The sequence below is a fragment of the Thermoflexus hugenholtzii JAD2 genome (assembly GCF_900187885.1).
Taxonomy (GTDB): domain Bacteria; phylum Chloroflexota; class Anaerolineae; order Thermoflexales; family Thermoflexaceae; genus Thermoflexus; species Thermoflexus hugenholtzii.
Genome location: NZ_FYEK01000012.1, coordinates 712 through 19,546 on the forward strand (window position 1 = coordinate 712; position 18,835 = coordinate 19,546).

The window sequence follows — 18,835 nt, forward strand, 5'->3', positions numbered from 1 at the left end:
GATCGACAAAAAGACCGTGCGGGATGTCATCGGGACCCGGACGGATTGTGAGCCCCTGCCCCGGGAGCGGTGGGAGGAGTGGGACTGCTGGACAAGAACCCTTCGGCCGGGCAAGAGCCGGACGGAGACCTTCGTGGAGCGCAAGGAATGGGTGGCCGAGGAGCGGGAGGGGGTCCTGGATCTCACCCTGGATCCCTTCGGTCGACCCTATGCGTATCTGCATCCGGATCGGGGGCGGGTGCAGGGGCCGGAGGGGAAGGTGTAGTGGATTCCGCTGGTATGGCGGGGGAACATCCCCTGGCTGTGGCTGCCCCTGGCGATGCGGGAGGGCCAGGGGGTCGTCTGCTCCGACCCCACCTGCGGCGGCTACCTGAACGGGAACTCACCGTAAGCGGAGCTGTCCCCGGATGAGCGAGCTGAGCGAGAGCATACGCGTGGCGTTCCTCGCGGTGATGGTCCCCGGGATGCTCTGGGTGGATCGGCGGTGGGATCAGCCGGAGGGGCGGATCCCAGCCCCGATCGCCCTCACAGTGTTGGGGGTCGGGCTGGGATTGGCCCTGATGGCCCAGGATCTGACGGGCCTGATCCTGTGGCCGGCCTTCTTCCTGGGCTGGCGGGCCGGCGGGGTCGGCGCGGGGGACGCCAAGGTCTGGATGGGGCTGGCGGCGGCAGGAGGGATCGGGCCTTCGGCGGCGGGGCTGGCGGCCCTGGTGGTGCTGGCCCGCCTGCGGGCCTGGCGGATGGGCTGGGGATGGCAGGCGGGGCTCGCCCCACGCGTGCGCGTCCCGATGTCCGCCCCGACCGCCGGCTGGGCGCTGGCGGCTGCTCTAACTTGGATCGCCCTGGGGGGATAAAGGCCTCAGGACGGGTGGAGCGAACGGGAGATGTTTAGAGTCATTGCGCCCAGGAGGGTCTTCCTTTTTATGGCTGGGATCGGTGGGTTGCTCCTAGGATCCCTCTTCTCCGCCCGGGCCCAGTCGGGCTGGGTCGATGTGTTCTTTGACGACTTCGGCGGGAACACCGGGTGGAGCGTCTCGGCCTCCGGGGACGATCCGGACGCCTGCTACGGCCAGCCTCCCCTGGACGGCAACGCCTGGCCCGGAGAGATCCGCTTCGGCTTCGGCGACGGCGGCGCTTCCGTGCTGCGCCTGGCCCAGGACGGCGGGGTGACCTTCCCCCTGGTGGGGCGGGAGGGGCTGTTCGATGCGCTGCCCGCCGGCGCGCCCTGGGCCTTCGAGCTCCGCTTCCGGTTCCCCCAGTACACGGACTACGGGGTGTTCATCGGAATGGGGTCGGGAGCCTGGAGCGCGCAGCGCTTCATCGAATGCAAGCCGGAGCCCCATCCGGACTGGGGGGACGCCCTGGGGATCGGGGCGGGGGGCGGCGGGACCGTCCCGCCCCGGCTGGGGATCTCCGTCTTCGGGGTGGAGGTGTTTCGCGTGAACGCCGCGGACACCGGCTGGCACACGCTGCGGGTGGAGGTCCAGCCGGATGGGACCTGGACGGCCTTCGTGGACGGAAACCCTGTGGGAAGCGGGAGCGGGGCCTTCCGGCCGCGGCTGGTCTGGTTCGGCAACTACCGGGAGCAGCAGTTCTGGGGGAACTGGACGGATCTGCACGTGGACGACCTGCGGATCCAGACCTACGTGGCTCCCACACCCACCTTCACGCCCACGCCGTCGCCGACGCCGACCTTCACGCCCACCCCCACGGAGACGGCGACGCCCACGCCGACGAACACGCCTACCCCTACCCCCACGCCCACGGACACGCGGACTCCTACGCCGACCTTCACGCCCACGCCGACCGCTACGCCGACGCCTACGCCGACGAACACACCCACGCCCACACCCACACCGACGCCCACATCCACGCCGACGCCGATGCCAACCTCCACCGCGACGGCGATGCCGCCTCCGCCGCCTGCTCCCACGCCGACGGGGACGCCGACCTTCACGCCCACCGCCACCCGGATCCGGCCGACCCGCACGCCGACGCCTTCGCCTTCGCCGCCGACGGAGACGCCGGTCCCGACCGCCACGCCCACCCGGACGCCCGCTCCAACGCCCACGCCGACGCCTTCGCCGGCTCCCACCCCGACCCCGGCCTGGGTCTGGGGGATGGTCTTCCTGGACCGGGATGGGGACGGCCGCCCGGAGCCGGAGGAGCCCGGGATCCCGGGGGCCGTGGTGCAGGTGGGCGATCAGATCCGGGTCACCGGTCCCGATGGACGCTTCCCGCTGCCGCTTGCCTCAAAGGCCGCGCTGCTGCGCCTTCCGGTCCGGGGGCGGCTGACGGTGGCCGATGGGGTGGTGTTCGGGGTGCAGCCCCTGCGGCGGCCCCTGTGGCTGCTGGGGCTGGGGGTCGGGATGCTGCTTCTTTCGCTTTCCTGGGCCTTCAACCCCTGGGCGCGGGAGCTGCGGCGGCTGGCGGCGCGCCTGGAAGGGCTGGCGAAGTTTTTGGAGGAAGGAGGAGCGCGATGACCGAGGGAGATCTGATCCTGGGAACGATCCTGATCGCGGGCTTTGCCTGGTTGGGGCTGGTCACGACCTGGGGCTGGGCCCGGAACGCCCGGGAGACCCGACGGATCCGGGAGGCGCTGGAGGCCTGGGCGCTGCAGGAGCTGGCCCACCGCCGAGAAGCGGAGGCCCAGCAGATCCGACCGCCGGAGGACCTGCAGGCATATCTGGCGGATCTGCTGGCCCGGGCCGGGATGGAGGGGGTGCGGGTGCAGGAGGTGACGCCGCTTCCGGGAAGCCCCTCCTTCCGGGTGATCGCGGACGGGCGGGCCTGGATCCTTTCGCCGCATCTCCCGATGCGCGGGGAGGGGATCGCCCTGGATGCGCTCACCACCGGGGACCGGTGGGCGGCGGAGCGGCTGCGGCGGGCCCGGATGGCGGCGGAGCCGGGCCTGGCGGTCCCGCCCACGGAGCGCTGGTGGCTGGCACCGGAGATCCGAACCTTTGCGCCCCGGCGCGCCCCGCGGCGGTTTCCGATCCTCCTTCCGCTGCCGCGACGGACCTCCTGAGCGGAGCACGTTCCGAATGGGATGGATCGAGCGGGACGGGAAAGAGGTGCTGGACCCGGAGGCTCCGGTGCAGCGGATCTGGCCGGGGTTGCGGCGGCTGCCGGCGGCCCCGATGGGCCTCCCGGATCCTCCGGAGCTCCCTTCAGTGCCCCGGGCGCCCGAGCGGCCGCCTTTCTACCTCCACGCCCCCTGGGCGTTGATGGCCCTGGTTTACGGGCTGGTCGGCCCGCTGACCGGGATGCGATCGGGCTGGCTCTCGTTGCTCTTCCTTCCTCTGGCCCTGGGCTCCTCCTTCCTGGCCGCCGAGATCCAGCACCGGTGGAGCCTCTCCCGATACCGCCGGGAGCTTCAGGAGACTTTGGCTCGCTCCGAGCGTCGGCTCCGGCGTTTCCTCGAAGGGGTGGAGGCGTGGCGTCAGGCGATGGAGGCTTGGGAGCGCACGCTCTTCCCCCCATGGGAGGACCTAGAGGCCCGGCTGCGAAGCGGATCCGATCTCTGGTTCCGCCGGCCGGAGGATCCCGATTTCCTGCACGTTCGGCTGGGGCTTACGACCGAATCAATCCGTCCCCCTCAAGGGCGCTGGACCTTGCCCGACCCTGAGGAGGCGCCGCCACCGTTGCGAGGAGCCGCTCACGCTGTCCGGTCGGTCGCCGAAATGCACCGGGAGGTGCCTCTCGGGCTGGACTTGCGCCGTCCGGTGGTCCTTCGGGTTTTCCCGGGACAGGAGGGAACCCTCCGGCGGATCCTCCTGGAGGTGGCGCTTACCCATTCCCCCAGCGAGGTGGGGCTCTTCGCGGCCCTCGCCGATCCGGAGTGGTCCTTCCTGCGCTGGTTGCCCCACACGGGAGAGGAACGGGAGGGATGGGCGGATGGGCCCACCGCGGTCCGGGAGCGGATCTTCGAAGAGTTCTATCGCCGACGGGGACGGGGAGAAGGGATCCTCCCTCACATCTTTCTGTTGCTGGACGCGGACGCGCTGGGCGATCCCCGTTTGGGGGAGTTGCTCCGGGAGGGTCCTGTCCGGGGCATTCATCCGGTTTTGATCCTTTCGCCGGGGGAACCGGTTCCGGGGGAAGTGCGGACCGAGGCTGTCCTGTTCCCCGGGGGTGGGATCTGGATCTCCCGTCGGGATGGAGGGCCGCAGGAGGGGCGGGATCCAGGTCCTTTTCTGACCACGGAGCACGCGGAGGCCCTCGCCCAGCGGCTGGCCTCGCTGCGTCCGATGGGCATGCGCCCCTCGCCCCGTCCGGTGTCAGCCCCCGCCCTGTGGGGGATCCGGGAGCGGGAGACGGCGCCGGAGGACATCCGGCGCCTCCGAGTCCTTCACACAAAGACCCCCTCTCTGGCGGTCCCGCTCGGAACGGAGGAAAGCGGGGAGCCCTTCGTCCTGGATCTCCACGATCGCGCCCATGGCCCCCACGCGATGGTGATCGGGACCACCGGGTCCGGCAAAAGCGAGGCCCTGCGCACCCTGGCCCTGGCGCTGGCCCTCCACTTTCCTCCGGAGCGGGTGCAGCTGCTGTTCATCGACTTCAAAGGGGGCGGGGCCTTCGCGCCCCTGGAGCGGCTGCCCCACTGCGCGGGGCTGCTCTCCAACCTGGACGCCCGGGAGGCGGCCCGGGCGCTGCGGACCCTGGAGGGGGAGCTGGACCGGCGGCAGCGGCTCCTGGCGGCGCGGGGGGCGGACCACGCGGACCAGATCGGGCTGCCGCATCTGGTGGTGATGGCCGACGAGTTCGCCGAGATGCTGGAGGCGATCCCGGACGGGATGGCCCGCATGATCCGCCTGGCCCGGCTGGGCCGGAGTCTCGGGATGCACCTGGTGCTGGCCACCCAGCGGCTGGGGAGCGCGGTGCCCGCCGAGCTGCGGGCCAATCTTCGGGTGCGGATCGCCCTGCGCTGCGAAACCCCGGATGAATCCGCCGCGGTGATCGGGCGGCCGGACGCCGCCTATCTGGTCGGATCGGGGTGGGCCTTCGTCCAGGTGGGCCAAAATGAGGTGTTCCGGCGGATCCGGGTGGCCTACGCCTCCGGGCGCAGCCTGGGGGCCCAGGAGATCCTTTGGATGGACCCCGCCGATCCCGCCCGGCGGCTGCGTCGGGAGGTCCAGGGTGGGGACGGGCGGCGGGACCTGGACATCCTGGTGGAGGCGCTCGCCCGGATGGACCGTCCGGCCCCGCCACTTGCCCCGCCGCCGCTGCCGGCCGATCCGGGCTTCCCGGAGGGGGAAGGGGCCGATCGGATCGGGATCGGGGTGGCGGACTACCCGGAGGCCGGGGAGATCCGCTGGGTCTTCCTCACCCCTTCCGCGCCGGACTGGCGGCTGGTGGGGCAGGCGGGGACCGGGAAGACGGCGGCCCTGATGGCGGCGGCCGCGGCGGCGGCCCGGGCCGGCCGGCGGGTGGCGGTGGTGGATGGAGATGGCCGATGGAAGGAGTGTCCGTGGGCCCTTCGCGTTCTCCCGGAGGATCGGGAAGGGCTCCGCCGGCTGCTTCGAGGGCTCTCCATCGATCCCTCTCCGACTGTTCTCATCTTGGATGCCATGGAGCGGATCCCGGAGGCGGCGATGGGGGAACTGGAGCCGGGGCTGGAGGGCCTGACGGGACGGCCGGAGCTGTGGATCTGGACGGCCTCCCGCCGCGAGCTCCCCTTGCGTCCCTTGAGAGGCCGCCCGGCAGTGCGGGTGTTCCTCGCGCTGGATCCCCCAGAGTGGGAGGCCCTTGTGGGGCGACACCCAATCCCGGAGGGGCCCTTTCAGGGCTGGCTGGCCGATGGAGAGAGGGGACGGGAGATCCGGTTGCGACGGGCCATGGGACCGCCCCCTCCTCCCGCTCCGCCGCTGGCCCGCTCCTGGCCCGGGCGATGGTCAGAGCTCCCGCCTCCCACTCGGACGGAAGGCGGATGGTGGTGGCCCCTGGGCTGGCGCGATCTCGACCTGGAGCCCATAGGCGTCCTGCTCTCCAGCCGCCGCCCGGCGTTGCGCATCGCGCCCGAGCTGGTGGCGGCCCTGGATCTCTTGCGGCGTTCCCTGTCCCGCGTGGCGGGCGCCGGGATCGCCCTTCGGGCCTGGGATCCGGAGGGGGATCTGGAGGAGATCCCTGCGTTGAAGTGCCTCCAGGATCCGCAGAGTTTGCTGGAGGAGTTGGGGCGTCTGGAAGCGGAGGGGATCCCCTGGTTGGCGGTCCTTCCGGATACCGACGCCTTCCGGATGCGCCTGGGTTATACCGGGGAGATCCCGCCTGCCCTTCGTCGGCCCCGCTGGGGCGCTTACGTGCTGGTCGGGCGGGAGCGACTGGAGCTGCGGGCCTGGACGCTGAGCCGCTCCCCGGAGGAGCGCCCCTCCCAACCGCCCATTGCGGCGGATCATCCCGGACTGGCCTGGCTGAGCGCCCCCGGGGAGGGCGAATGGGTGTTGCTCCCATTGGGCGAATAGCAAGCGTTTGGAGTCCCCCCCGCCACGGAATTCGAGACCGTGGAGGAAACGATGCGAAGGATCCGACAGATGCTTCCCCTGTTAATCGGAGTCGGACTGGCCTTGTTCGTGGCGATGATCGCCCGCACGTTCGCGACCATGGGCGTCCCCCGGACGGTGTCGGTGGCGGTCGCCGCGATCCCTCTGCACCCAGGCCGGGTGATCCAGGAAGGGGATTTGCGGACGGTCACGGCCTATGAGAGCCCCGCCCTCTCCGGGATGATCCGCGAAGAGGAGATGCGGGGGCTGGTCGGAGGGATGGTGGTGATGTTCGTCCCGGCAGGGGCCATGGTCCCACGGACCGCCATCGTCCCGCCCCGCCAGATCACCGCGCCGGGCCGCCTCTCGACCATCCTCCAGGAGGGGGAGCGGCTCATGGTCCTGCCGGTTGGAGGGCGGATCAGCGGACCGCCTGTGGCTGCCTTGCGCCCTGGGGACTGCCTCGACCTCGTCGCTTTCTTCCGAGAGTCCAGCGAGGCCTCGGGCCGGGCGATCTCGCCGACCCCAGAGAGAGCCGAGGCGCCAGCTGAGATGGTCCCATCCGTGGTTCCTCTTACAGCCACGGTATCCATCACCACACCGACCCGTCCCCTGGCGAAATGGATCGCCCGGGTGGTGGTGCGCTCGGTGCTGGGGATCAGCGCACCGCCGGCGAGGCCGGAAGCGGGGGCCGTCGGCGGAGGCGGGGCGAGCGCTTCCGTATCCTCCGGCGGGTCCCCCCAGATGCTGGTCGCCATTCCGGAGACCGCGGCGGAAGGGATCGCTTACGCCCTGGGGTCCGCGGAGCAGGTGCATCTGCTGCTGGCGCCGCCGTGCGCCCGGGCGGAGATCCTCCCTTCCTCCGCCTTCTCCGAGTGGGACCTGGAGGAGTGGGTCCGATCCGGGCGGGCGGAGGCGGGGCCGCCGGCCTTCTTCCTCCCGATCTCCTCCACCCTGCCGACGAAGCCGAGCGGAGGTGCACCATGAAGGTCGTGGTGCTGGGGAACCTCACTGGGATCGCCGGTTCGATCGCCAACCGGCTCGCTGCCCTGGGCCACGAGGCGATCCCGTTGCCCGGTCAGCAACCCCCGGAGATCCTCATCGGGTTCCATCCCGAGCTGCTGGTGGTGGTGGCCTCGGAGACCGGGATGGAGATCATGACGGTGGAACGGGTGCTGAAAGACACCGGCGCCGCTGTGGTAGCGGTGGCCTCCGCAGGAGATCCGTGGTTCGCCTGGGCGGAGGCGCAGAAGTTCCCCATACTTTCCCCGGAGCGCGCGGCAGAGGAGCTCGCAAGCCGGCTGAGCCAGCTGGTGGAGCAAGCCCGGGCTGGGGATCGGGCGCGCTATCTGCAGCAGCTCTACCGGGGCCCGGTGATCGTGGGGACGGCCCCCCGGGTGATCGGCTTCGGCGGCCCCAAAGGAGGGACCGGGAAATCCTCCCTCGCCGCCAACGCCGCAGCCCTGCTGGCCGCCCTGGGCGTCCCCATCTGGGTGTTCGACGCGGAGTCCGACACCCGGGGCAACATGGTGGATTTCTTCCGTCTGGGGGAGGAGAGCACGGTCTACTCCGTGGTGGACCTGGCCGCGGCCGGGCCGCCGCCGGCGGCCTCCCCCGGGATCTTCCAGCCGGGCGCTCACGTGCCGACTTTCTGGACCTCGGTGCCTTCTCCGAAGGGTGTGCGCTGGGACCTTCGCCTGACGGCGGGGGTCCTGGTGGTGGACCAGATCCTGGGGGAGCGCTCCGGCCCGCTGATGGCCCGGGCGGCGGACTGGTTGGAGTTCGGGGTGCGCCGGGCGGCGAGCGAGGGCTACACGGTGATCCTGGACTCGGGCAACAACCTGTTGAGCCCCCTTTCCCTTCGCGCCCTCAACATCGCGGATGTACTGTTCATTGTCCTGGAGCCAGAGGACACCGGACTGATCGCCGGGGCCTCCTGGCTGGCGGCGGTGTATCGGATGGCCGGGCCTGCGGCCTTCGAGCGGATCCGCGTGGTGTTCAACAAGGTGCGCGCGGAGAGCGGGGATCTGCTGGTGAGCCGCCTGCGAGATCATGTGGAGGCCATCCTTCGTCAGCGGCTGCCCCGGGCGCTTCCCGTTCGGGTCCTGCCGCTGCTGGATGTGGACGTCGCCCGCGCTCAGGCCAACCTGAGGCTGGGGGTGGAGTTCCTGGCGGCGCTCCAGGCCCTCACCCAGGGCCGATACGCGGCGGAGACGGCTTCGTTCGCCGAGGCTTTGCGAGGCATGCTGGCGGAGTTCTTTCCGGCCATTGCCCAGGCCGCCTCCTCCCGCTCCGAGCCCCGCGGCGGCCTACGGCTCCCGTGGCGCCGGTGACGGTGGGTCGTTTGACAGAAATCGAGGTCCATAGATAATGAAACATGAAGCGTTAATTTGGTGCGCGGTTTTGCCCTTTAAAAGAAAGGAGCGCTGCCATGGGCCGTGGGCGTACCTTTCTGACGGCGCTGGGGCTCCTGGGGTTGGTTCTGGGGGCTTGTGCTCCGGCAGGGCCTGCTCCCACACCGGCGGCACCGACCCCTAAGCCCATCAAGATCGCCATCGTCTCCGACATCGGGGGGCGGGGGGATCTCAGCTTCAACGACATGGCCTTTAAGGGCGGCGACGATGCCAAGCGGGACTTCGGGATCGAAGTCGTCGAGGTGATCAGCAAGGTGGAAGCCGATTACGTCCCCAACCTGACCACCGCCGCCCGGGATCCCGATGTGCAGCTCATCGTGGGGGTGGGTTTCCTGCTGAGCGATGCCCTCGCGGAAGTCGCCCGTAAATTCCCCGACAAGAACTTCGTCGGCATCGATACCTTCGCTCAGTCCATCATCCAACAGAAATACCCCAATGAGTATCCGCTCCCTAATCTGATGGATGTGGTCTACGAGGAGCATAAGGGGAGCGCCCTGGTTGGTGCCCTGGCCACCTTCCTGGCTGCCGAATACAAGAAGCCGCACATCGGCGGGGTGTTCGGCATCGAGATCCCGGTCCTCTGGAAGTTCGAGATCGGCTACAAGTGGGGCGCGCGCTGGGCCACGGAGTGGCTGGCCCGGAACAAGCCGGACAAGGCCTTCCCCTACACTAAGGACTTCGTGCTCTGGACCTACACGGGCACCTTCAGCGACATCACCAAGGGCTATGAAGCCGCCAAGGCGATGTATGCCCGGGATGCCGTGGCGGTCTACAACATCGCCGGGCCGCTGGGCCTGGGCATCAACCAGGCTGTGGAGGAGATCGCCCGCGCCAAGGGCCTTCAGAGCGGCCCGCCTTTCTGGATTGGCGTCGATGCCAACCAGGACTGGATCAATCCGGGCTTTGTCATCGCCAGCATGATGAAGCGCGTCGACAAAGGTGTTTACTATGCCACCAAGCTGGTCCTGGATAAGAAGTTCCGGGACATCGTGCAGCGGAACAAAGGCGTCCTGGTCCTGGGCATCGGCACCCGGGTGGACGGCGAGCTGATGGAAGGGATCTCCGTCAGCACCCTGGCAGATCTGGACGAGTTTATCCGAATGGGGGAGACGGCGGAGAAGCTGACTGGGAAGAAAGTCCTCCCCGCGTCCCCGGATGAGATCCGCCGTCGGGTGAAGGCCATGCGGGACGCTCAGCCTGCCTGGATGTGGGAGGCCGTGGCGGAGCTGGAGCGGATGATCCGCAACGGCGAGGTCCAGGTTCCTATGGTGATGACGGAGGAGGAGATCAAGAAGTGGCGGGAGGAACTGGGGTGATCTTTCACCGGTGCTCCTGAAGTGAACCTGTGAATCGGGTGCGGGCCGGCCAGGGAGCTGCCCGCACCCCTTTTCCACAAGAATAGGAGGGTGTTCGAAGGTGTGGGGAGAGCTCTCCACACCCTCCGCGTGCAGGATGGCTCCTGATTCGATCCTCTGCGTTTCGGATCGCCGATGGAACCTTTCATTGAAATGAGGGGGATTCACAAAGTCTATCCCGATGGGACGGTGGCGCTACGAGGGGTGGACTTCCGTCTCTATCGGGGGGAGATCGTGGGGCTTCTGGGGGAGAACGGTGCTGGGAAAACCACTTTAATGAAAATCCTCTCCGGCCTCCTCCCCCCTACACAGGGGGAGATCCGGCTGGAGGGGCGCTCGGTTCGTTTCCGGAACCCCTCAGATGCCCTTCGGGCAGGCATCGGCATGGTCCATCAGATCTTCACCCTGGTCCCTCCCTACACCGCTTTGGAGAACATCCTCCTGGGCCAAGAAGGTTCGGCCCTCTGGCTTCGGAAAGAACAAGCCCGTCCCCGCGTGGAGCGCTTGCTTGAGGAAGTGGGATTATCCATCCCTCTGGATGTCCCGGTGGAGCTGCTCCCCATCGGTGTCCAGCAACGGGTGGAGATCCTGAAGGTGCTGTATCGAGGGACGAGGGTGTTGATCCTGGACGAGCCCACATCGGCCCTCACCCCTCTGGAGGTAGACGAGCTCTTCAAATTTATGAGGCGTCTGAAGGAGGATGGCCGTTCCATCGTCTTCATCACCCATAAACTCCGGGAGGTGCTGGAGATCTGCGATCGGATCGTGGTGTTGCGGAACGGCCTGGTGACCGGAGAGGTGCAGGCGGACAAGGCCACCCCTGAGCTGCTGGCCGAGCGCATGGTCGGTCACGCGGTTGTCCCCCGCGTGAGCCGCTCGCCCCGCCCGCCGGGCGAGCCCATCCTGGTTGTGCGGGATCTGGAGGTGATGGGCGACCTGGGGGTGCCGGCGGTGAGGGGCGTCTCCTTCGAGGTGCGGGCCGGGGAGATCTTCGGGATCGCGGGGGTGGAAGGAAACGGCCAGAGCGAGCTGGCCCAGGCCCTGGGCGGGCTGCGGCCGATCCGACGGGGAGAGATCCTCCTGGATGGGAAGCCGTTGCCACCGCTCGCCCCTATCGAGGCTTACCGGCAGGGGATCAGCCATATCCCTGAGGACCGCCTGCGGTTCGGGCTGGCCCTCCACTTCGACGTGGCGGAGAACAGCATCCTGAGTCGGCAATGGGAGGCCCTCTTCCTCCGGGGGTGGGGTCGTCTGGATTGGCCCCGGATCCTCGCCTTCGCAGCCGAACTGGTGCAGCGGTTCCAGGTGCTCACTCCAGGGGTGCGGGCGACCGCTCGCCACCTGAGCGGAGGCAATCAGCAGAAGCTGGTGGTCGGGCGGGAGCTCAGCAAAGAGCCCCGCCTGATCCTTGCTGTTCACCCCACGCGGGGTCTGGATGTGGCCTCCACCGCTTACATCCGGGAGCTGCTGATCCGGATGCGGGATCAGGGGAAGGCAGTGCTTCTGATCTCCGCGGATCTGGATGAGATCCTGGAACTGAGCGATCGGATCGCCGTGATGTATGAAGGGAAATTCCTCGGTGTAGGTCCTGCGGAAGCCTTCAGCCGAACAGAGATCGGCATGCTGATGGGGGGTATCCTTCCTCAGGAGCAGCGGTGATGGGCCGCGCACGGCCGTTGCTGGAATCCGCGCTGGCCATCCTGGTCGGGCTGATCGCCGGAGGCCTCCTGATGTTGCCCTTCCGGTATGATCCCCTGAGGGCCTACCAGGCTCTCTTCCAGGGCGCCTTCGGCACCACCCACGATATCCTCGAGACCCTGGCCTTCGCCACCCCGCTGATGCTCACCGCCCTCACTTTCGCTGTGGGCGTGCGGGCAGGTCTTTTCAACATCGGGGCGGAAGGCCAGATGTATGTGGGAGCCATCAGCGCGGTGTTCGCGGCCAGCCTCCTCCCCCTCCCTCCAGGGATCCACATCGCGGTGGCCACGCTGGCCGGGATGATCGGTGGCGCCCTGTGGTCCCTCGTCCCAGCCCTGCTGAAGATCTGGCGAGGGGTCCACGAGGTGATCTCCACCATCATGTTCAACTGGATCGCCTTCCATCTGGTCACTTACCTGGCCATTTACTATCTCGCCGAGCCCGGGCGAGCGGAGCGCACCCGGCCGGCGTTGCCCACCGCGCGCTACCCGGTGCTGGCCGAGGGATCCACTCTCACCACTGTGATCTTCGTCGCCGTTCTATTCTGCTTGGCGGTTTATTTCTTCCTCTGGGGAACACGCTTCGGGTATGAGCTGCGCCTGGTGGGCGAGAACCCGGATGCAGCCCGCTACGCAGGGGTGCGGATCGGTCAGGCCCTGCTGGGGAGCTTCCTGATCGGCGGCCTGGCTGCCGGCCTGGCCGGGGCCAGTCAGATCATCGGCCGCCCCCCCGCATGGTCCCTGTATGCCACACTGGGAAACGTGGCCACCCTGGGCTTCGACGGCATCGGCGTGGCCCTGGTCGGCCGCAATCATCCCCTGGGGGGGATCCTGGCCGCCATCCTGTTCGGAGCCCTTCAGCACGGCGGCCGGTTTATGGAATACCACGCCGGCGTGGTCTCCGAGCTGGTCCGTGCTGTGAACGGCCTGATCGTCATCACACTCTCCATCCCGGAGCTGTGGGCCATGCTCCGCAGGAGGCTGTCTCGATGAAAGCGAAGGGTCTCTGGCGGCGCATCGGATGGCTGGGCCTTGGCGTTCTGGCCCTAGGGATCCTGGGCTATGGGCTGGAGCATGTCGGGCTGGAGCCGCTTTCCCTGCTTGAGGCTGGCCTGCTGGCCATGACCCCTCTCGCCCTGGCGGCGATCGGGGAGTGCGTGAACGAGAAGGCAGGCGTGGTGAACATCGGTCTGGAGGGGATCCTGCTGATCTGCACCGTGGTTGGGGTGTGGGTGGCGGAACAGTTCGGAAGCGGGACGGCCGGGCTGCTGGGCGGGCTGATCGCAGGGGGGCTCATCGGCTTCATCCTGGGTTTGCTCAGCGTCTATGGGCGCGCGGATCAAATCATCGCCGGCATAGGCCTGAACCTGTTCGCCATGGGTTTCACTCCTTACCTCCTGATGAGCCTGTGGGCGTTCCCGGGAATTCATATCGTTCCCCGAGAGCTGATGGTCCCTCGCTGGATCACCCCTTTGGGACAGATCAGCCCGATCACTTTGCTCACTATCCTCCTCGCCTTCCTGGCGCACGTCCTGCTCCATCACACGGTCCTCGGCTTTCGCATCCGGGCGGTGGGTGAGCGGCCGGAGGCTGTGGACGTGGCCGGGGTGCGCGTGGATCGGCTCCGCCTGCTCACGAGCACCCTGGGCGGGGCGCTCTGCGGGCTGGGCGGTGCCTTCATGCCCCTGGCGTGGTTCGGCGGGGTGGTCAAGGAGATCTCCGCCGGGCGGGGCTTCATCGCCCTGGCCTGCGTGGTGTTCGCCGGCCTGGAGCCGCTGCTGGCGCTGGGGGCCGCTTTCCTCTTCGGCCTCACCGAGGGGATCGCCCACGCCGTGGCCATCACCCCCGGGGTGAAAGAGCGGATCCCCTTCTATTTCGTGAATATGCTCCCTTATCTCACCACCCTGCTCGTCGTCGCCCTGGTGATCGGACGCCGGCGGTTCCCCCGCACCATCGGACAGCCTTACCGGCGAGAATAGCTCTTTGACGTTCTCACGCTTGGCTTCCATCGGCGCGCGAACCAGAACCCCCAAAGGAGGCGCCCATGTCCCCTCCCAGCCGCCTGGTGCTTATGGAATGGATATGGATGGAGGGGTTGATGATCTCATGGCCCTGGCCCTTCTACTCACCATACCGAATGTGGAGGTCATCGGGGTCCTGGTCACGCCTGCGGATTGCTATCTCGAACCCGCCCTCTCGGCAACCCGAAAGCTCCTCGCTCTTCGACAGCGAACGGAGATCCCGGTGGCTGGAAGTCAGGTTCGGGGTCAGAACCCATTCCCGGCCCTCTTCCGGAAAGATGCTTTCATCCTCGATCTTCTTCCGGGTCTCAATGATCGGGATCGAGAGGGGCCCCCCCTCGCGTCCGAGGAGGGCTCTGCTTTCCTGATCCGGCGTCTACAGGAGGCTCGGCGCCCGGTGACCTTGCTGGTGACCGGCCCTCTCACCCATCTGGCCGAGGCGCTGGCCCAGGAGCCCGGGCTGGCCTATGCGGTGGAAGAGCTGCTCTGGATGGGCGGCGCGCTGGATGTGCCGGGGAATGTGGATCCCCTCCTGGAGCCGGGCCATGATGGGACCGCGGAGTGGAACGCCTACTGGGATCCGCCAGCTGTGCAAAAAGTGCTTCGCTCCTCTATCCCGATTCGTATGTTTCCGCTGGACGTAACGGAGAAAGTCCCGGTGACCCCCGACCTGGTGCGGCGTCTGGCCCGCCAGCGCCATTATCCTCTGTCTGACCTGGCCGCTCAGGCCTATGCGACGGTGGCCTGGTCTGGATATCGCATGTGGGATGTCCTGACCACGGCTTGGCTGGCCCGTCCGGAGCTGTTCACCTTTGAGGACATGGAGATCGAGGTGGAGCTCGAAGGCCGGAGTCAGGGCCGGATCCGACGCCGACCCGGTGGGCGCAGGGTTCAGGTCGCTACGCACGTGGATGTGGAGCGATTCTACGCCTTCGTGCTGGAGGCATGGGCGCGTTGACGCGTGATCTCATCACAGCCAGCCCCGCCGGCGGAAGAAGAGCGCCAGGCCGGCGCTGATCCCCGCCATCATCAGGAGGGCCATGGGATACCCCCATGGCCACTCCAGCTCTGGCATGTAGCGAAAGTTCATCCCGTAGATCCCGGCCACCAGGGCGTCGGCCATCAGGATGATGGAGGCGATGGTGAGGACCTTGACGATCTCGTTCAGGCGATTGGACTGGAGGGAGAGATAGCTCTCCAGAGCTCCTGAGAGCATATCCCGGTAAAGATCGATGCTCTCGATCAGCCGGACCAGCCGGTCGTAGAGGTCCTGGAAGTAGGCCATGTCCTCCGGGCGGAAGACGGGGAGCTCATGCCGCAGCAGAAGGTTGATCACCTCGCGCTCCGGGGCCACCACCCGGCGTAGCTCCAGCAGGGTCTTGCGCACCTGGAAGATCGCCTCCACCAGACGGCCGTCGCCTCCCGCAAACAGCCGCTCCTCCAGCTCCTCCACCTCCTCCGCGATCCGATCCAGGGCCGGGAAGTAACCGTCCACGACGGCATCGAGGAGATCATAGACCACGCTCCCGGACGTGGGCACCCGCTGTCGTTCCGGACCCTGCCAGCGAGCGATGACCTGCTCCACCTCCGGGATCGGCTGGGAGCGGATGGTGACCACATAGCGAGGGCCGGCGAAGATGTGGAGGGGGCGGAGGGACAGCCCGTCCTCCGTCTCATATCCCACCGCGTAAAAGGCGATGAAGTAGTGATCGGGGTAGGCATCGACCTTGGGCCGCTCCCGCGCCCGAAAGGCATCCTCCAGGGCCAGGGGATGGAACCCGAAGGCCTCCCGGAGCCGCTGGCGATCCGCCTCCTCCGGGGGGCATAGGTCCAACCAGAGGAAGCCGTCGGAGCGGGCGAGGAAGGCCGGGATGGCCTCCTCCCTCGTTGAAACCTCTGCGCCTCCCCCCGGGATCACCCAACGGATGCTCATGCGAGGATCCTCATCACGTTTCGGGCGTGAAGGGAGCCCTTCACGAGAGGTGAGGCCCACGCATCGCCTGGCCTACCACCTCCGCGATGGCCCGGAGGGCTTGATCGATGTCTGTGTCATCGATCCAGTAGTGGGTCACGGCCCGGAAGCGCCGGGGACCCCAGCGCAGGATCTTCACCCGGCGCTCGGCCAGGGCGGCGAGGAACGCCTCCTCTGGAAGCGGCAGCTGAGGGTCCAGCTCGAAGATCACGATGTTGGTCTGCACCCGATGGGCTTCGATGCGGATCCCGGGGATCTCCGCCAGGCCCTCGGCCAGGCGCCGGGCCCGCCGGTGATCCTCCGCCAGACGATCCACCATCGTCTCTAGGGCGACCAGGCCGGCGGCGGCCAGCACTCCGGCTTGCCGCATGCCTCCGCCCACCATCTTGCGCACCCGGCGGGCCTCCCGGATGAACGCGGCGGGCCCACAGATCAGCGAGCCCACCGGCGCGCATAGCCCCTTGCTGAGACAAAAAGTCACCGTGTCCGCGTGCCGGGCCAGCTCCGCCGCTGGCACCCTTAGCGCCACCGCCGCGTTGAAGATCCGGGCGCCGTCGATGTGGACGCGCAGCCCATGCCGGTCGGCCAGGGCCCGCACCGCCCGGAGATAATCCGGCGGCAGCGCCGCGCCCATGCAGCGGTTATGAGTGTTCTCCAGGGCGATCAGCCGGGTCCGCGGATGATGCACATCCTCCGTCCGGATGGCCGCCTCGATGTCCTCCAGGCGCAAGGTGCCGTCGGGCTGGTTGGGGACTGGGCGGGGATGGATGCCGCCCAGGGCGGCCATCCCGCCTACTTCGGAGAGGAACGTGTGGGCCTGATCTCCTACGATCACCTCGTCGCCCCGGCCGCAATGGGTGAGGAGGGAGACCAGGTTGGCCATGGTGCCGCTGGCGACGAAGAGGGCGGCCTCCTTCCCCATCCGCTCGGCGGCCACTTCCTCCAGCCGCCGCACCGTCGGGTCCTCCCCGAACACATCATCCCCCACCTCCGCCCGGGCCATGGCCTCCCGCATGGCTGGTGTGGGATGCGTCACCGTGTCGCTGCGCAAATCGATCCATCCGTCCAGCATCTTCCTCCTCATTCGCTTCGGGATGAGAGATCGTATCCGAGATGCTCAATCTCTCAAGGAACTCCTCCGATGACGCGAGAAGCCGCGGCTGAAGCCGCTCCGACAACAACGATTGTAGGCCGAAATTCATTTCGACCGCTATCCCGGCCGGTGAGGGGCTTTTGTCCCCAACCGCGATCTCTTCATGCGGATGGGGATCCCTCAGACCTCCGGGAGGCATCCGTCCGCTGGCGGGCCAGCAGACGGCTCTTTTTGATCCATGGATATCGATCGATGACATAGGCGCGCATGTAGCGCCCTTTGGATTCCGCCCGCAGGAGGCCTGCGAAGACCTCCGGCGGCACCCCGTAATAGAGATAAACCCCCTTGTTGAAAGCGACCTCCAGGATCCTCTCCTCAGGATGATAACGCACCGCGCTGATCATGCTGGAGTCCACACCGATCCATCCCGAAGGGAGGCGCTCCGCTTCGAGGGGAAGCCCCAGGGCCTCCAGCAACGGCCGCCACTTCCGCAACGGCGCGATAGAGAGCGTCCCCTCTCCTCCGCGCACCTCCAGGCGGACGGAGAGATCCGGCGATTCCCTCCACCGCAGACGGAGCGCGTCGGTCTCGGGATCGTATTCCACCCATTGCCCGGTCTCCATCTCCTCCCTCCTTTCGCCTCACACGCCGCGCATCCCCCGGCGGACCCGTTCCCGAACCTCTTCGTAGAACGCCACCACACGGCGGGCGATCTCGTCCCAATCATACTGGCGGGCGCGCTGGCGGCCGGCGGCGCTCATCCGCGCCCGCAGGGCGGGATCGCGCAGCAGCCGCAACAGGGCCTCCGCCAGGGCCTCCGGGTCCTCCGGGGGAACCAGGAAACCCTGCACGCCGTCCTCCACCACCTCGTTATAGCCCGGGATATCGGTGGCGACCACCGGCACCCCCGCCGCCATGGCCTCCAGGAGCACGATGCCGAAGCTCTCCATCCCAATGGAAGGGGCGCAGAACACGGTGGCCGCCCGATAGTAACGGGGCAGCTCGGCGTCCGGCACGTAGCCAATGAAGCGAACCTGGCGCAGGCGCAGCGCCCAGGCCTGGGCCACATAAGGCGCCTTCTCCGCCTTTCCGAAGGCCCCCACCACCAGCAGCCGGGCCTCTGGACATACGGCCTGCACCCGGGCGAAGGCCTCCAGGAGATAGCGCAATCCCTTGCGCCGCTCCAGACGCCCCACGAAGAGGACGGTGGGACGGCCGTCGTCGAAGGGCTCAGGGGGACGAAGGGCGGGATCGGCGAAGCGGGCATAGTCGATGCCGTTGGGGATGACGACGTAATCCGCCGGGAAGTAGCGCATGTGATACTGCCGCGCTGCCTCCGAGACCACGATGCAGCCGTCCAGCCGCTTGAAGAACCGCCGCAGCAGCGGCTTGCCGTAGTAATACGTCCGGCTCACCTCCCGATAGGCGTGGAACGTGCCCACGGCGATGGCCTGAGGGACCAGATCCCGGTGCCGCAGGACCGCGAGGGGGAGGGCGGGGGTGAGGGGTTCGTGCAGGTGCAGCACATCGTAGGCACCGGACTGCAGGATGCCTTTGATCCGGCGGTAAAGGCGCGGCGAGAGGGTGATCCGGGCGATGGAGCCGGCGAAGGGGAAAGCGATCACCGAGGCCGAGGCGTTGATGAACCCGTCCCCGCTGGACCGTCCGTCGGAGGCCGGCGCGATGATGTGGGCCTCATGGCCCAGGCGCTGCAGGCTCCGGGCCAGATGGGCGATGTGGTTGTTCACCCCGCCGGGCACGGCGAAATCGTAAGGGGACACCAGAGCGATGCGCATGGACGGCG

16 protein-coding genes are annotated in these 18,835 nt (G+C 68.1%); 12 read left to right on the top strand and 4 right to left on the bottom strand.

The window, feature by feature from the left end:
- From CFB18_RS03180 to CFB18_RS03225, 12 genes are all read left to right on the top strand, one after another.
- The coding region (locus CFB18_RS03180) for a hypothetical protein (RefSeq protein ID WP_159461546.1) at positions 1-265 on the top strand (265 nt) is incomplete at its 5' end.
- A 142-nt stretch (positions 266-407) separates the two neighbouring features.
- Positions 408-854 (top strand): hypothetical protein, encoded by a 447-nt coding sequence (locus tag CFB18_RS03185; RefSeq protein ID WP_088570364.1) that lies wholly within the window; start codon positions 408-410, stop codon positions 852-854.
- 69 nt (positions 855-923) lie between these two features.
- Positions 924-2,483 (top strand): hypothetical protein, encoded by a 1,560-nt coding sequence (locus CFB18_RS15545; protein ID WP_200808059.1) that lies wholly within the window; start codon positions 924-926, stop codon positions 2,481-2,483.
- The gene (locus CFB18_RS14895) at positions 2,480-3,028 is read left to right on the top strand and encodes a hypothetical protein (RefSeq protein ID WP_143597497.1); all 549 of its coding nucleotides are present in this window, start codon (positions 2,480-2,482) and stop codon (positions 3,026-3,028) included. The genes CFB18_RS15545 and CFB18_RS14895 overlap by 4 nt, the downstream gene beginning before the upstream one ends.
- A gap of 16 nt (positions 3,029-3,044) precedes the next feature.
- A complete protein-coding gene (locus CFB18_RS16180) occupies positions 3,045-6,461 on the top strand; it encodes an FtsK/SpoIIIE domain-containing protein (RefSeq protein WP_143597498.1) in 3,417 nt (1,138 codons plus the stop codon).
- A 51-nt stretch (positions 6,462-6,512) separates the two neighbouring features.
- Positions 6,513-7,466: an RcpC/CpaB family pilus assembly protein gene (locus CFB18_RS15210; protein ID WP_159461547.1), complete on the top strand. Its 954-nt coding sequence runs from the start codon at positions 6,513-6,515 to the stop codon at positions 7,464-7,466.
- Complete coding sequence (locus CFB18_RS03200) at positions 7,463-8,812, top strand: MinD/ParA family ATP-binding protein (RefSeq protein ID WP_159461548.1); 1,350 nt, start codon at positions 7,463-7,465, stop codon at positions 8,810-8,812. The genes CFB18_RS15210 and CFB18_RS03200 overlap by 4 nt, the downstream gene beginning before the upstream one ends.
- Positions 8,813-8,910: 98 nt before the next feature.
- The gene (locus CFB18_RS03205; protein ID WP_088570367.1) at positions 8,911-10,209 is read left to right on the top strand and encodes a BMP family lipoprotein; all 1,299 of its coding nucleotides are present in this window, start codon (positions 8,911-8,913) and stop codon (positions 10,207-10,209) included.
- A gap of 192 nt (positions 10,210-10,401) precedes the next feature.
- On the top strand, positions 10,402-11,907 hold the full coding sequence (locus CFB18_RS03210) for an ABC transporter ATP-binding protein (RefSeq protein WP_200808060.1): 1,506 nt from the start codon (positions 10,402-10,404) through the stop codon (positions 11,905-11,907).
- Complete coding sequence (locus CFB18_RS03215; RefSeq protein WP_088570369.1) at positions 11,907-12,938, top strand: ABC transporter permease; 1,032 nt, start codon at positions 11,907-11,909, stop codon at positions 12,936-12,938. The genes CFB18_RS03210 and CFB18_RS03215 overlap by 1 nt, the downstream gene beginning before the upstream one ends.
- The gene (locus tag CFB18_RS03220; protein WP_088570370.1) at positions 12,935-13,924 is read left to right on the top strand and encodes an ABC transporter permease; all 990 of its coding nucleotides are present in this window, start codon (positions 12,935-12,937) and stop codon (positions 13,922-13,924) included. Before CFB18_RS03215 ends, CFB18_RS03220 begins: the two co-directional genes overlap by 4 nt.
- A 103-nt stretch (positions 13,925-14,027) precedes the next feature.
- Positions 14,028-14,924, top strand: coding sequence for a nucleoside hydrolase (locus CFB18_RS03225; RefSeq protein WP_268808061.1), 897 nt, complete (start codon positions 14,028-14,030; stop codon positions 14,922-14,924).
- A 12-nt stretch (positions 14,925-14,936) separates the two neighbouring features.
- On the opposite strand, the gene corA is transcribed toward CFB18_RS03225, so the two are convergent.
- From corA to CFB18_RS03245, 4 genes are all read right to left on the bottom strand, one after another.
- Positions 14,937-15,899, bottom strand: coding sequence for a magnesium/cobalt transporter CorA (corA, locus tag CFB18_RS03230; RefSeq protein ID WP_088570372.1), 963 nt, complete (start codon positions 15,897-15,899; stop codon positions 14,937-14,939).
- Positions 15,900-15,939: 40 nt separating this feature from the next.
- Positions 15,940-17,010, bottom strand: a complete 1,071-nt coding sequence (gene ltaE, locus CFB18_RS03235; protein WP_088570373.1) for a low-specificity L-threonine aldolase — start codon at positions 17,008-17,010, stop codon at positions 15,940-15,942.
- A 182-nt stretch (positions 17,011-17,192) separates the two neighbouring features.
- Complete coding sequence (locus CFB18_RS15550; RefSeq protein WP_200808062.1) at positions 17,193-17,654, bottom strand: KTSC domain-containing protein; 462 nt, start codon at positions 17,652-17,654, stop codon at positions 17,193-17,195.
- An 18-nt stretch (positions 17,655-17,672) separates the two neighbouring features.
- A complete protein-coding gene (locus CFB18_RS03245; protein WP_159461549.1) occupies positions 17,673-18,827 on the bottom strand; it encodes a glycosyltransferase family 4 protein in 1,155 nt (384 codons plus the stop codon).
- Positions 18,828-18,835 lie beyond the last annotated feature (8 nt).